The organism is Shigella sp. FC1544 (assembly GCF_001722145.1).
Lineage (GTDB): Bacteria > Pseudomonadota > Gammaproteobacteria > Enterobacterales > Enterobacteriaceae > Escherichia > Escherichia coli.
The window spans coordinates 1-12574 of record NZ_MECT01000024.1 but is presented as its reverse complement, the minus strand read 5'-3'; the positions used below and the strand labels follow the sequence as shown (position 1 = coordinate 12574).

Genomic DNA, 12574 nt, shown 5'->3' with positions numbered 1-12574 from the left:
GGCTACGTCGGTGCTAAATCACGTCAGCGCTGGCTGTTTTACGCGTATGACAGGATACGGAGGACGGTTGTGGCGCACGTCTTCGGTGAACGCACTCTGACCACACTGGAGCGTCTTCTGAGCCTGCTGTCGGCCTTTGAGGTCGTGGTATGGATGACGGATGGCTGGCCGCAGTATGAATCACGCCTGAAGGGAAAGCTGCACGTTATCAGCAAGCGTTACACTCAGCGCATTGAGCGACATAATCTGAATCTGAGACAACATCTGGCAAGGCTGGGACGGAAGTCACTGTCGTTCTCAAAATCGGTGGAGCTGCATGACAAGGTCATCGGGCATTATCTGAACATAAAACACTATCAGTAAGTTGGAGTCATTACCACCGTGCACAATATTTTTATCCCTCATATTTATAGGGTAAATTACCTGTAAAGTAGTGTCTAATTACCCGCCTCGCAAATTCCAGTTTTCAAATATCTATTTCAGGTCAAAAGATTGAATTATTCACTGGAGACGATTCGTAAATTCGCTGGATTTTTGACTAAAGTTTCTTTAGGATTTGTCTCATCGTATGATTAATTACACCAATCGTTCAACGTCTTGCTGATAAGTGATGGCGATTATATGAGGTTAGCAATGCCTTCTGGAAATCAGGAACCCCGCCGCGATCCTGAATTAAAACGTAAAGCCTGGCTGGCGGTTTTTCTTGGTTCTGCACTTTTCTGGGTGGTTGTCGCACTGCTGATTTGGAAAGTGTGGGGATAACTATGGTCGGTCAGGAGCAACTGGAGTCGTCACCATTATGCCAGCATAGTGACAATGAAACAGAAACGAAACGGGAATGTTCCGTCGTTATTCCAGACGACTGGCAACTAACATCGCAGCAGCAAGCCTTTATAGAACTGTTTGCTGAAGATGATCAGCCGAAACAATAATTATCATCATTCTTATTACCCATTTTTAATGAATTAAAGGGCTTTTAATACACCGCAGCAATAACAGCTTGAGTTATCTCAACACAAAATAATAACCGTTAAGGGTGTAGGCTATGATCAACACAAATATGAAATATTGGTCCTGGATGGGCGCGTTTTCTCTGTCGATGCTCTTCTGGGCCGAACTCCTCTGGATCATTACTCACTGATCCTTGACCCCGCTGCGGCGGGGTTGTCATTTGCTTTGCCACAAGGTTTCTCCTCTTTTATCAATTTGGGTTGTTATCAAATCGTTACGCGATGTTTGTGTTATCTTTAATATTCACCCTGAAGAGAATCAGGGCTTCGCAACCCTGTCATTAAGGAGGAGCTATGTCGTCAACCCTACGAGAAGCCAGTAAGGACACGTTGCAGGCCAAAGATAAAACTTACCACTACTACAGCCTGCCGCTTGCTGCTAAATCACTGGGCGATATCACCCGTCTACCCAAGTCACTCAAAGTTTTGCTCGAAAACCTGCTGCGCTGGCAGGATGGTAACTCGGTTACCGAAGAGGATATCCACGCGCTGGCAGGATGGCTGAAAAATGCCCATGCTGACCGTGAAATTGCCTACCGCCCGGCAAGGGTGCTGATGCAGGACTTTACCGGCGTACCTGCCGTTGTTGATCTGGCGGCAATGCGCGAAGCGGTTAAACGCCTCGGCGGCGATACTGCAAAGGTTAACCCGCTCTCACCGGTCGACCTGGTCATTGACCACTCGGTGACCGTCGATCGTTTTGGTGATGATGAGGCATTTGAAGAAAACGTACGCCTGGAAATGGAGCGCAACCACGAACGTTATGTGTTCCTGAAATGGGGAAAGCAAGCGTTCAGTCGGTTTAGCGTCGTGCCGCCAGGCACAGGCATTTGCCATCAGGTTAACCTCGAATATCTCGGCAAAGCAGTGTGGAGTGAATTGCAGGACGGTGAATGGATTGCTTATCCGGATACACTCGTTGGTACTGACTCGCACACCACTATGATCAACGGCCTTGGCGTGCTGGGGTCGGGCGTGGGTGGGATCGAAGCAGAAGCCGCAATGTTAGGCCAGCCGGTTTCCATGCTTATCCCGGACGTAGTGGGCTTTAAACTTACCGGTAAATTACGTGAAGGTATTACCGCCACAGACCTGGTTCTCACTGTTACCCAAATGCTGCGCAAACATGGCGTGGTGGGGAAATTCGTCGAATTTTATGGTGATGGTCTGGATTCACTACCGCTGGCAGATCGCGCCACCATTGCCAATATGTCGCCAGAATATGGTGCCACCTGTGGCTTCTTCCCAATCGATGCTGTAACCCTCGATTACATGCGTTTAAGCGGGCGCAGCGAAGATCAGGTTGAGTTGGTCGAAAAATATGCCAAAGCGCAGGGCATGTGGCGTAACCCGGGCGATGAACCGATTTTTACCAGTACGTTAGAACTGGATATGAATGACGTTGAAGCGAGCCTGGCAGGGCCAAAACGCCCACAGGATCGCGTTGCACTGCCCGATGTACCAAAAGCATTTGCCGCCAGTAACGAACTGGAAGTGAATGCCACGCATAAAGATCGCCAGCCGGTCGATTATGTTATGAACGGACATCAGTATCAGTTACCTGATGGCGCTGTGGTCATTGCTGCGATAACCTCGTGCACCAACACCTCTAACCCAAGTGTGCTGATGGCCGCAGGCTTGCTGGCGAAAAAAGCCGTAACTCTGGGCCTCAAGCGGCAACCGTGGGTCAAAGCGTCGCTGGCACCGGGTTCGAAAGTCGTTTCTGATTATCTGGCAAAAGCGAAACTGACACCGTATCTCGACGAACTGGGGTTTAACCTTGTGGGATACGGTTGTACCACCTGTATTGGTAACTCTGGGCCGCTGCCCGATCCTATCGAAACGGCAATCAAAAAAGGCGATTTAACCGTCGGTGCGGTGCTGTCCGGCAACCGTAACTTTGAAGGCCGTATCCATCCGCTGGTTAAAACTAACTGGCTGGCCTCGCCGCCGCTGGTGGTTGCCTATGCGCTGGCGGGAAATATGAATATCAACCTGGCTGCTGAGCCGATTGGTCATGATCGTAAAGGCGACCCGGTTTATCTGAAAGATATCTGGCCATCGGCACAAGAAATTGCCCGTGCGGTAGAACAAGTCTCCACAGAAATGTTCCGTAAAGAGTACGCAGAAGTTTTTGAAGGCACAGCAGAGTGGAAGGAAATTAACGTCACACGATCCGATACCTACGGTTGGCAGGAGGATTCAACCTATATTCGCTTATCGCCTTTCTTTGATGAAATGCAGGCAACACCAGCACCTGTGGAAGATATTCACGGTGCGCGGATCCTCGCAATGCTGGGGGATTCAGTCACCACTGACCATATCTCTCCGGCGGGCAGTATTAAGCCCGACAGCCCGGCGGGTCGATATCTACAAGGTCGGGGTGTTGAGCGAAAAGACTTTAACTCCTACGGTTCGCGGCGTGGTAACCATGAAGTGATGATGCGCGGCACCTTCGCCAATATTCGCATCCGTAATGAAATGGTGCCTGGCGTTGAAGGGGGGATGACGCGGCATTTACCTGACAGCGATGTTGTCTCTATCTATGATGCCGCGATGCGCTATAAGCAGGAGCAAACGCCGCTGGCGGTGATTGCCGGGAAAGAGTATGGATCAGGCTCCAGCCGTGACTGGACGGCAAAAGGTCCGCGTCTGCTTGGTATTCGTGTGGTGATTGCCGAATCGTTTGAACGAATTCACCGTTCGAATTTAATTGGCATGGGCATCTTGCCGCTGGAATTTCCGCAAGGCGTGACGCGTAAAACGTTAGGGCTAACCGGGAAAGAGAAGATTGATATTGGCGACCTGCAAAATCTACAACCCGGCGCGACGGTTCCGGTGACGCTTACGCGCGCGGATGGTAGCCAGGAAGTCGTACCCTGCCGTTGTCGTATCGACACCGCGACGGAGTTGACCTACTACCAGAACGACGGCATTTTGCATTATGTCATTCGTAATATGCTGAAGTAACAAGTATTTGCTTGCCGGTTATTTTGCTTCCGGCAAGCAAATTAATTCCACAATGCGAGAGGGTTATTTGTTCAGCAAATGACCCATTTTCTCGGCTTTGGTATCGAGATAATGTTCGTTATTGGGGTTACGACCTACAATCAATGGTACGCGTTCAACAATATTAATCCCTGCTTCGGTCAGAATTTCGACTTTTTTCGGGTTATTGGTTAACAAGCGGACTTCATTGACGCCAAGGAGTTTGAACATATCAGCGCAAAGAGTGAAGTCGCGCTCATCAGCGGCGAAGCCTAACTGGTGGTTAGCCTCTACGGTATCGTAACCTTGATCCTGCAGTGCGTAAGCGCGGATTTTATTCAGCAGACCAATGTTACGACCTTCCTGACGGTGATACAGCAAAATACCACGGCCTTCCTCGGCAATTTGCGTCAATGCCGCTTCGAGCTGGAAGCCACAATCGCAGCGCAAGCTGAACAGGGCGTCACCGGTCAGACATTCGGAATGGACGCGCGCAAGTACCGGGGTATGCCCGGAAATATCGCCATAGACTAGCGCGACATGATCGTGTCCGGTTGCCAGTTCTTCAAATCCCACCATCAGGAAATCGCCCCATGGGGTTGGCAGTTTGGCTTCTGCCACACGTTTAAGCTGCATGAAATTCTCCAGATAATGCTGGTTCTGTATTGGCTTATTTTGCCATAACGAGAAGGGGTTCACCTAATCACGACGCGTCGATCGTTCACGGAATGGCACAAATCTGTCAATTTTTCCTGGAACTGGCGTTTTCAGTTATGATTGTGGGACTTATCAAAAAGGAGAGGCCATGCGTTCGATTGCCAGACGTACCGCAGTGGGAGCTGCACTATTGCTTGTCATGCCAGTAGCCGTATGGATTTCTGGCTGGCGTTGGCAACCTGGAGAACAAAGTTGGCTACTAAAAGCGGCTTTTTGGGTTACTGAAACTGTCACCCAGCCCTGGGGCGTCATTACACATTTGATTTTATTCGGCTGGTTTCTCTGGTGTCTGCGTTTTCGCATTAAGGCTGCCTTTGTATTATTTGCCATTCTGGCGGCCGCAATCCTTGTGGGACAAGGCGTTAAATCCTGGATCAAAGACAAAGTCCAGGAACCACGACCTTTTGTTATCTGGCTGGAAAAAACACATCATATTCCGGTTGATGAGTTCTACACTTTAAAGCGAGCAGAACGCGGAAATCTAGTGAAAGAACAGTTGGCTGAAGAGAAAAATATCCCACAATATTTGCGTTCACACTGGCAGAAAGAGACGGGGTTTGCCTTTCCTTCCGGTCACACGATGTTTGCTGCCAGTTGGGCACTGCTGGCCGTTGGTTTGCTGTGGCCGCGTCGGCGAACGTTAACCATTGCTATCTTGCTGGTCTGGGCAACGGGAGTCATGGGAAGCCGCCTGCTGCTCGGGATGCATTGGCCACGCGATCTGGTAGTAGCTACGTTGATTTCGTGGGCGCTGGTGGCGGTGGCAACGTGGCTTGCGCAACGAATTTGTGGGCCATTAACACCACCTGCGGAAGAAAATCGCGAAATAGCGCAACGAGAACAAGAAAGTTAACGCTGGTTGATTTTCCGAATTTAGCCCTTAAATCATCAACAATGCGCGTGGATGCCATTTCGCAGACGGCGCGAAAATGGTACTTTAAAGGGCTATTGCGGTAAGTTGACCATAATTTATTCGCTCTAACCACATAACGGGAAGTAATGTGAAATATTTACTCATTTTCTTACTGGTGTTAGCGATCTTCGTGATTTCGGTCACGTTGGGTGCGCAGAACGATCAACAGGTGACGTTTAATTATCTGTTAGCGCAAGGGGAGTACCGTATTTCCACATTGCTGGCGGTATTGTTTGCTGCGGGGTTTGCTATCGGTTGGTTGATTTGTGGCCTGTTCTGGCTGCGAGTTCGTGTTTCCCTGGCGCGCGCTGAACGTAAAATAAAGCGACTGGAAAACCAGCTTTCACCCGCGACTGACGTGGCTGTAGTGCCGCACTCGTCAGCGGCGAAGGAATAACTTTCTATGCTGGAGTTGTTGTTTCTGCTTTTGCCTGTAGCCGCTGCCTATGGCTGGTATATGGGCCGCAGAAGTGCGCAACAAAACAAGCAAGATGAAGCCAACCGCTTGTCGCGTGATTACGTAGCGGGGGTTAACTTCCTGCTTAGTAATCAACAGGATAAAGCGGTAGACCTGTTTCTCGATATGCTTAAAGAGGATACAGGCACCGTTGAAGCCCACCTTACGCTCGGAAACCTGTTCCGTTCGCGTGGCGAAGTTGATCGCGCTATTCGCATCCATCAGACCCTAATGGAAAGCGCCTCGCTGACCTATGAACAGCGTCTGTTGGCGATTCAACAACTAGGGCGTGATTACATGGCCGCCGGGTTATACGACCGCGCGGAAGACATGTTCAATCAGCTGACCGATGAAACTGACTTCCGCATTGGCGCTCTGCAACAGTTGCTACAAATCTACCAGGCTACCAGTGAGTGGCAGAAAGCAATTGATGTTGCCGAACGCCTGGTGAAGCTGGGTAAAGATAAACAGCGCGTCGAAATTGCCCATTTCTACTGTGAGTTAGCCCTGCAGCATATGGCCAGCGACGATCTCGATCGTGCCATGACCTTGCTAAAAAAAGGGGCGGCGGCAGATAAAAACAGCGCCCGCGTATCCATCATGATGGGACGCGTGTTTATGGCGAAAGGAGAATACGCCAAAGCCGTCGAAAGTTTGCAACGCGTGATATCCCAGGACAGAGAACTGGTCAGCGAAACGCTGGAAATGTTGCAAACCTGCTATCAGCAGTTGGGTAAAACTGCCGAATGGGCAGAATTCCTGCAACGCGCGGTGGAAGAGAACACCGGTGCCGATGCTGAATTGATGCTTGCTGATATCATCGAAGCGCGCGACGGTAGTGAGGCCGCACAGGTCTATATTACGCGCCAGCTTCAGCGTCATCCGACCATGCGTGTGTTCCATAAGTTAATGGATTACCACTTAAATGAAGCGGAAGAAGGGCGTGCCAAAGAGAGCCTGATGGTGCTGCGTGACATGGTTGGCGAAAAGGTACGTAGTAAGCCTCGTTATCGCTGCCAGAAATGTGGTTTTACCGCATACACCCTCTACTGGCATTGTCCGTCTTGTCGGGCCTGGTCAACCATTAAACCGATTCGCGGTCTTGATGGCCTGTAATTTTTAAAAAAATCCGACTTTAGTTACAACATACTAGTTATTGGTGTTCCATTGTGCTCCGGCAACGACGGAGCAGAAAAAGCCTGCCAGGGGAAAAATCGCAACTGTTAATTTTTTATTTCCACGGGTAGAATGCTCGCCGTTTACCTGTTTCGCGCCACTTCCGGTGCCCATCATCAAGAAGGTCTGGTCATGACGTTAACTGCTTCATCTTCTTCCCGCGCTGTTACGAATTCTCCTGTGGTTGTTGCCCTTGATTATCATAATCGTGATGACGCGCTGTCCTTTGTCGACAAGATCGACCCACGCGATTGTCGTCTGAAGGTCGGCAAAGAGATGTTTACATTGTTTGGGCCACAGTTTGTGCGCGAACTTCAACAGCGTGGTTTTGATATCTTTCTTGACCTGAAATTCCACGATATTCCTAACACTGCAGCGCACGCTGTCGCTGCTGCAGCTGACTTAGGCGTGTGGATGGTGAATGTTCATGCCTCTGGTGGGGCGCGTATGATGACCGCAGCGCGTGAGGCACTGGTTCCGTTTGGCAAAGATGCACCGCTTTTGATTGCTGTAACAGTGTTGACCAGCATGGAAGCTAGCGACCTGGCCGATCTTGGCGTGACACTGTCACCTGCAGATTATGCAGAACGTCTGGCGGCACTGACGCAAAAATGTGGCCTTGATGGTGTGGTGTGTTCTGCTCAGGAAGCTGTGCGCTTTAAACAGGTATTCGGTCAGGAGTTCAAACTGGTTACACCGGGCATTCGTCCGCAGGGGAGTGATGCTGGTGACCAGCGCCGCATTATGACGCCAGAACAGGCGTTGGCGGCTGGTGTTGATTATATGGTGATTGGTCGCCCGGTAACGCAATCGGTAGATCCAGCGCAAACACTGAAAGCGATCAACGCCTCTTTACAGCGGAGTGCATGATGAGTGATTCCAACAGCCGTCTGGTCTACTCAACGGAAACCGGACGTATTGATGAGCCAAAAGCGGCCCCAGTACGCCCTAAAGGCGATGGTGTGGTGCGTATTCAGCGTCAGACCAGTGGACGTAAAGGTAAGGGCGTTTGCCTGATTACCGGTATCGATCTCGATGATGCCGAACTGACAAAACTTGCAGCGGAACTGAAGAAAAAATGCGGCTGCGGCGGAGCAGTTAAAGATGGAGTTATTGAAATCCAGGGCGATAAGCGTGATTTATTAAAATCACTACTTGAAGCGAAAGGGATGAAGGTAAAACTCGCAGGCGGTTAACATAAAAAGCCACGGATATATCCGTGGCTTTCGAATATTTTACTGTGTGTATTATTCAGTTATTTCGAACTGAACAAAATCAAGCGTATTATAATTGCGAGTCGATAATCGACATTTATTTACGATTATTTACCGACCTGGTGACCAATAACACCACCGACAGCTGCACCACCTAATGTACCCAACGTACTGCCATCGGTCAGTACTGCACCGCCTAATGCCCCTGCACCCGCGCCGATTGCGGTGTTGCGGTCCCGTTTAGACCAGTTAGAACAGGCACTCAGAGACATTGCCAAAGTAATTGCCAGAACAGCCGCGGTCATTTTTTTGCTCGTTACAAACATAATACTCTCTCCTGAATTTATGATTCACGGAAGTAAGCTCTCTATAACTATAATAGCTAAGAATAAGCCTGGTGAAATTATTCCGTGAAATCTGCTCGCGCGCAGGGTTATATCACGCAGGTGATAATGACTTCCTGTTATATCGCTGATAATAATTTTATATCTTAAGCGTGTTAATAACAGGTAAATAGTCTTAATTATCAACCAGGAATCATCTTAGAGCGGATGATTTGCCAAACTGCAAATCATCCGTAGAGAAGGGAAATGGTTAAATGTCAACGACGTGAACGGTGAGTTTACTGTGCTCAAGATGCATCAGATCGCTGGCGCGTATTTTCGAATCGGTAATCACGCGATTGAATCGCTCAACGGGACCGATGGAGTATGAATGTACAGCACCAAATTTCGAGCTGTCAGTCAGGACTATCACTTCGCACTCTTTTTCCAGCACGGCATTGACCACATCGGTACGCATCATATCGCGACCGGTGAATCCAGTTTCAGGTTGCCAGCCATCAATACCAATAAATGCTTTGCTGAAATGCACCTGCTGGATGCACTGGCGTGTCAACGGGCCAACCATACTTTCGCTTTTTTTCTGGTACACGCCACCGAGCAAAATGACTTCACAAGGCGCGTCTTTCAGCAAATGCGCGATGTAGCTGCTGACCGTGATGATAGTGACATTTTTCTTCTGCTCCCCCAGAGTCCGGGCGAGCAGGGCATTGCTGCTGCCATTTTCGATAAAGATGGTTTCGCCCGGTTGAACCAGTGACGCGGCAAACTCGGCGAGTTCACGCTTCAGCGTATAGTTGCTCATCATACGGGTTTCGACGTCATCACTATCAAGCGAAACTGCAAAGCCATGTGCACGGCGGAGGTAACTCAGTTTTTCGAGGGTGTTGAGATCCTGGCGAATGGTAACTTCAGAAACTCCAGTGGCTTTTGCCAGATCGGTTACGCTAACCTGACCCTGGTCAATGACCATCTGTAGAATAGTTTGTTGTCGGGAATTCATCGCTGTAATTCTTATAACGTTATAATACTAAATAAAAAAATACTGACGCGCCGGGCATCCTCAAATAGGAAAACCTGAAGGCACGATTGTTAAATCTCCCACGGTGCCTTCGGGATGTCTGGCGTAGATTCAGCAACCTGGCGCAAGAGTTCTGCTTTAAGTATCTCGAGATTATGGATCGCAGAGTGGTAATCGCCTGCCACAAGGATATCTAACACAATATCAATACGTTCGGCAACGCGCTGGGCATCAAATTCAGACATCAAGGATATCCTTATAGCAAAAGTGGAAAATGAATAATGCAAAAATTGCCGCTAAAAGAGAAGTGTTTAACAGCAACGGCTAATTATCATCCAGGAATACGATATATAATGACGGGATATAGCGCTAAGTATATATATTCATCTACTTATGCGCGCTTCAGATAGCGTTTATACCAGCGTTCGAAGGCGACGGCGGGCATCGGTTTGGCAAACAAAAATCCTTGCCGCTCATTGATCCCGTTCTTGGTTAAAAAAGCATCTTCCTTTGCACTCTCTACACCTTCGGCGATCACCTGAAGATTCAATGCCTGGGCCACAGCGACGATCGCCCGGACCAGTGACTGCGAGACAGGTTGTTTGTGAATATCTCGAACAAAAACCTGGTCAAGTTTGATGGCATCGATCGGAAAGCGCGCCAGTTGCGAAAGTGAAGAGTAGCCGGTACCAAAATCATCCAGATGCACTTGCGCACCTAGTTGGCTAAATTGTTGAATAACAGACAGTGCCAGTTCATCATTCTCAATCAGACAACTCTCTGTCAGTTCAACATCTATAGGGCAGTATTCAAAATTGAGTTCCTGGAGAACCTGTTTCAGGGCGGTGAAAATGGTTTGATCGGCGAGCTGACGTGCAGAAATATTTACCGCCACTCGCAGGTTTATGCCTTTATCCCGCCACTTTGCCACCTGGCGTACGACATCGAGAATCACCCAACGGCCTAAAGGCACAATTAGCCCTGACTCTTCGGCGTAGGAAATGAAGTCCAACGGTGGAATCAACCCACGTTCAGGTGACTGCCAACGTACTAGTGCTTCCAGACTGCGCACTTCGCCACGCTAGGTGATTTTCGGTTGATAGTGAATAACCAACTGATCGTTTTCCAGTGCTTTACGCAAGTTGGTATCCAGCCAGAGATATTCAAATACCCGTTGATTCATTTCTGGGGTAAAAACGCAAAATTGTCCTCGTCCGCCTTCCTTCGCTGTGTACATTGCTGTGTCGGCGTGACGAATAATAGCCGTGCTGTCTGAACCATGTTCGGGAGAGAGTGCAATACCTACTGAACAGCTGGTATAAACTTCAATTAAACCAATGCGAAAGGGGAGCCGTAAGCGGGTCAAAATTCGTGATGCCATTGCTTCCAGCGCGCTTTGTGAGGTGTTGGATGCCAGTACCAGAAACTCATCCCCACCTGGACGCGCCAACACCTGGTCATGTTCGAGACAGCTTAAAATAGCCAATGACACGTCGCGTAATAACTGGTCACCAAACAAATGCCCATAGGCGTCGTTGACCTTTTTGAAATTATCCAAATCAAGATACACAACCCCAACTTTATAGTTATCTGCATGATTAATAGCGTGATCGATTAAATCCTGCATTGCGTTACGATTCGGCAGTCCGGTGATACTGTCGGTATTTGCCAGAATACGCAGTCGCTCCTGAGCGCGGCGCTCTTCGGTAATGTCGGTGCCGGAACAGATTAAAAAAATCTCGTTTTTGCCACTGCCGCTGTGGACAAATTTATTGCGAAACAGAAACAGCCGCTGGCCTTTACATGTTGGTATCCACAGTTCGACTTCATATGCATTGCCGCTTCGAAAAAATACACGGTTATTGCGCCTGGATGTCGCAGCTTCACGACGGCTCATAAACAGTTTAAACACGCTTTGGCCAATGACGTCGTGTTCTTTCAACCCAGTGTAATCTTCACATAACCGATTGAAGCGTTGGATATTCCCCCGGCTGTCGAGAATCACTATTGCGGAATGTGCTTCAGAAACTACCTGCTCAGCAAAGGAAAGCCCGTGTGATAAATCACGAGCAACTGCCGGTGTGTCATGCCATGCAGACGCGTTGCCAGCCCATTCCCGTTTATTGATTTTTCGTCCTACCAGATGCACAGAAAGATCGCTCTCATCGACGGTCAGACTCATCATCAGGCTGGAGGTGATGACCGTCATTTCCCTGATGCGAGCAGCCTGTTCGGCAGATAACTGCAAAGTACGATCAGGTTCTGTGGTTTCGGTGGTAGAAAAGCGCAAAACATCGCTGCTTTCCGTCAACCGCCAGTATGGATTGTGCGATCCGAGAATGTGGACTCCCTAACGGTTTTCATGATGCATATCCTCCGGTTAACAGCGGAGTCCGCGGTTAAATAAAAGGAACAACATGACGGTAATGACTCCAACTTACTGATAGTGTTTTATGTTCAGATAATGCCCGATGACCTTGTCATGCAGCTCCACCGATTTTGAGAACGACAGTGACTTCCGTCCCAGCCTTGCCAGATGTTGTCTCAGATTCAGATTATGTCGCTCAATGCGCTGAGTGTAACGCTTGCTGATAACGTGCAGCTTTCCCTTCAGGCGTGATTCATACAGCGGCCAGCCATCCGTCATCCATACCACGACCTCAAAGGCCGACAGCAGGCTCAGAAGACGCTCCAGTGTGGCCAGAGTGCGTTCACCGAAGACGTGCGCCACAACCGT

General features: G+C 49.2%; 15 protein-coding genes and 2 pseudogenes. 11 read left to right on the top strand and 6 right to left on the bottom strand.

Translation table 11 applies throughout. The features are described 5' to 3' along the window. The 5 genes from BGK49_RS02145 to acnA all read left to right on the top strand — a co-directional run. The coding region (locus BGK49_RS02145; protein ID WP_069375687.1) for an IS1 family transposase at nucleotides 1–363 on the top strand (363 nt) is incomplete at its 5' end. Nucleotides 364–621: 258 nt separating this feature from the next. After that, nucleotides 622–762: a YmiA family putative membrane protein gene (locus tag BGK49_RS02140; protein ID WP_001300896.1), complete on the top strand. Its 141-nt coding sequence runs from the start codon at nucleotides 622–624 to the stop codon at nucleotides 760–762. Nucleotides 763–764: 2 nt separating this feature from the next. Continuing rightward, nucleotides 765–932, top strand: a complete 168-nt coding sequence (gene yciX / locus BGK49_RS02135; protein ID WP_001297116.1) for a protein YciX — start codon at nucleotides 765–767, stop codon at nucleotides 930–932. Nucleotides 933–1045: 113 nt separating this feature from the next. Continuing rightward, complete coding sequence (gene ymiC, locus BGK49_RS28930) at nucleotides 1046–1141, top strand: small membrane protein YmiC (protein ID WP_001310756.1); 96 nt, start codon at nucleotides 1046–1048, stop codon at nucleotides 1139–1141. A 163-nt stretch (nucleotides 1142–1304) separates the two neighbouring features. Beyond that, complete coding sequence (gene acnA, locus BGK49_RS02125) at nucleotides 1305–3980, top strand: aconitate hydratase AcnA (protein WP_000099505.1); 2676 nt, start codon at nucleotides 1305–1307, stop codon at nucleotides 3978–3980. A 63-nt stretch (nucleotides 3981–4043) separates the two neighbouring features. Here acnA and ribA read toward each other — a convergent pair whose 3' ends face one another. Next, entirely contained in the window at nucleotides 4044–4634 is a 591-nt protein-coding gene (gene ribA, locus BGK49_RS02120; RefSeq protein ID WP_001176295.1) for a GTP cyclohydrolase II, read from the bottom strand. Nucleotides 4635–4803: 169 nt separating this feature from the next. Here ribA and pgpB point away from each other — a divergent pair, with 169 nt between their 5' ends. The 5 genes from pgpB (at nucleotide 4804) to yciH (ending at nucleotide 8457) form a co-directional block, all read left to right on the top strand. Next, nucleotides 4804–5568, top strand: a complete 765-nt coding sequence (pgpB, locus tag BGK49_RS02115; protein WP_001256538.1) for a phosphatidylglycerophosphatase B — start codon at nucleotides 4804–4806, stop codon at nucleotides 5566–5568. A gap of 148 nt (nucleotides 5569–5716) precedes the next feature. Beyond that, nucleotides 5717–6025 carry a lipopolysaccharide assembly protein LapA gene (gene lapA, locus BGK49_RS02110; RefSeq protein WP_000876286.1) on the top strand — a complete coding sequence of 103 codons (309 nt, stop codon included), beginning with the start codon at nucleotides 5717–5719 and terminating at the stop codon, nucleotides 6023–6025. 6 nt (nucleotides 6026–6031) lie between these two features. Next, nucleotides 6032–7201 carry a lipopolysaccharide assembly protein LapB gene (gene lapB, locus BGK49_RS02105; protein WP_000891353.1) on the top strand — a complete coding sequence of 390 codons (1170 nt, stop codon included), beginning with the start codon at nucleotides 6032–6034 and terminating at the stop codon, nucleotides 7199–7201. A gap of 192 nt (nucleotides 7202–7393) precedes the next feature. Beyond that, nucleotides 7394–8131: an orotidine-5'-phosphate decarboxylase gene (gene pyrF, locus BGK49_RS02100; RefSeq protein WP_000176275.1), complete on the top strand. Its 738-nt coding sequence runs from the start codon at nucleotides 7394–7396 to the stop codon at nucleotides 8129–8131. After that, entirely contained in the window at nucleotides 8131–8457 is a 327-nt protein-coding gene (gene yciH, locus BGK49_RS02095; protein ID WP_001362354.1) for a stress response translation initiation inhibitor YciH, read from the top strand. The genes pyrF and yciH overlap by 1 nt, the downstream gene beginning before the upstream one ends. 125 nt (nucleotides 8458–8582) lie before the next feature. Here the strand turns inward: yciH and osmB are convergent, their stop codons facing one another. From osmB to BGK49_RS02080, 3 genes are all read right to left on the bottom strand, one after another. After that, on the bottom strand, nucleotides 8583–8801 hold the full coding sequence (gene osmB / locus BGK49_RS02090) for an osmotically-inducible lipoprotein OsmB (RefSeq protein WP_000498253.1): 219 nt from the start codon (nucleotides 8799–8801) through the stop codon (nucleotides 8583–8585). A gap of 268 nt (nucleotides 8802–9069) precedes the next feature. Continuing rightward, nucleotides 9070–9819, bottom strand: a complete 750-nt coding sequence (yciT, locus tag BGK49_RS02085) for a DNA-binding transcriptional regulator YciT (protein ID WP_001088626.1) — start codon at nucleotides 9817–9819, stop codon at nucleotides 9070–9072. A gap of 89 nt (nucleotides 9820–9908) precedes the next feature. Further along, nucleotides 9909–10082: a YciZ family protein gene (locus BGK49_RS02080; protein ID WP_001288368.1), complete on the bottom strand. Its 174-nt coding sequence runs from the start codon at nucleotides 10080–10082 to the stop codon at nucleotides 9909–9911. Nucleotides 10083–10118: 36 nt separating this feature from the next. Here BGK49_RS02080 and ymiD point away from each other — a divergent pair, with 36 nt between their 5' ends. Next, nucleotides 10119–10247, top strand: coding sequence for a protein YmiD (gene ymiD / locus BGK49_RS30815; RefSeq protein ID WP_211180493.1), 129 nt, complete (start codon nucleotides 10119–10121; stop codon nucleotides 10245–10247). Here the strand turns inward: ymiD and pdeR are convergent. Both pdeR and BGK49_RS02070 read right to left on the bottom strand, forming a co-directional pair. Then, nucleotides 10229–12201: pseudogene (gene pdeR / locus BGK49_RS28920) on the bottom strand (cyclic di-GMP phosphodiesterase). The gene ymiD and the pseudogene pdeR sit on opposite strands and share 19 nt — an antisense overlap. A 73-nt stretch (nucleotides 12202–12274) precedes the next feature. Further along, nucleotides 12275–12574, bottom strand: a pseudogene (locus BGK49_RS02070) (IS1-like element IS1X2 family transposase); the annotation flags it as partial.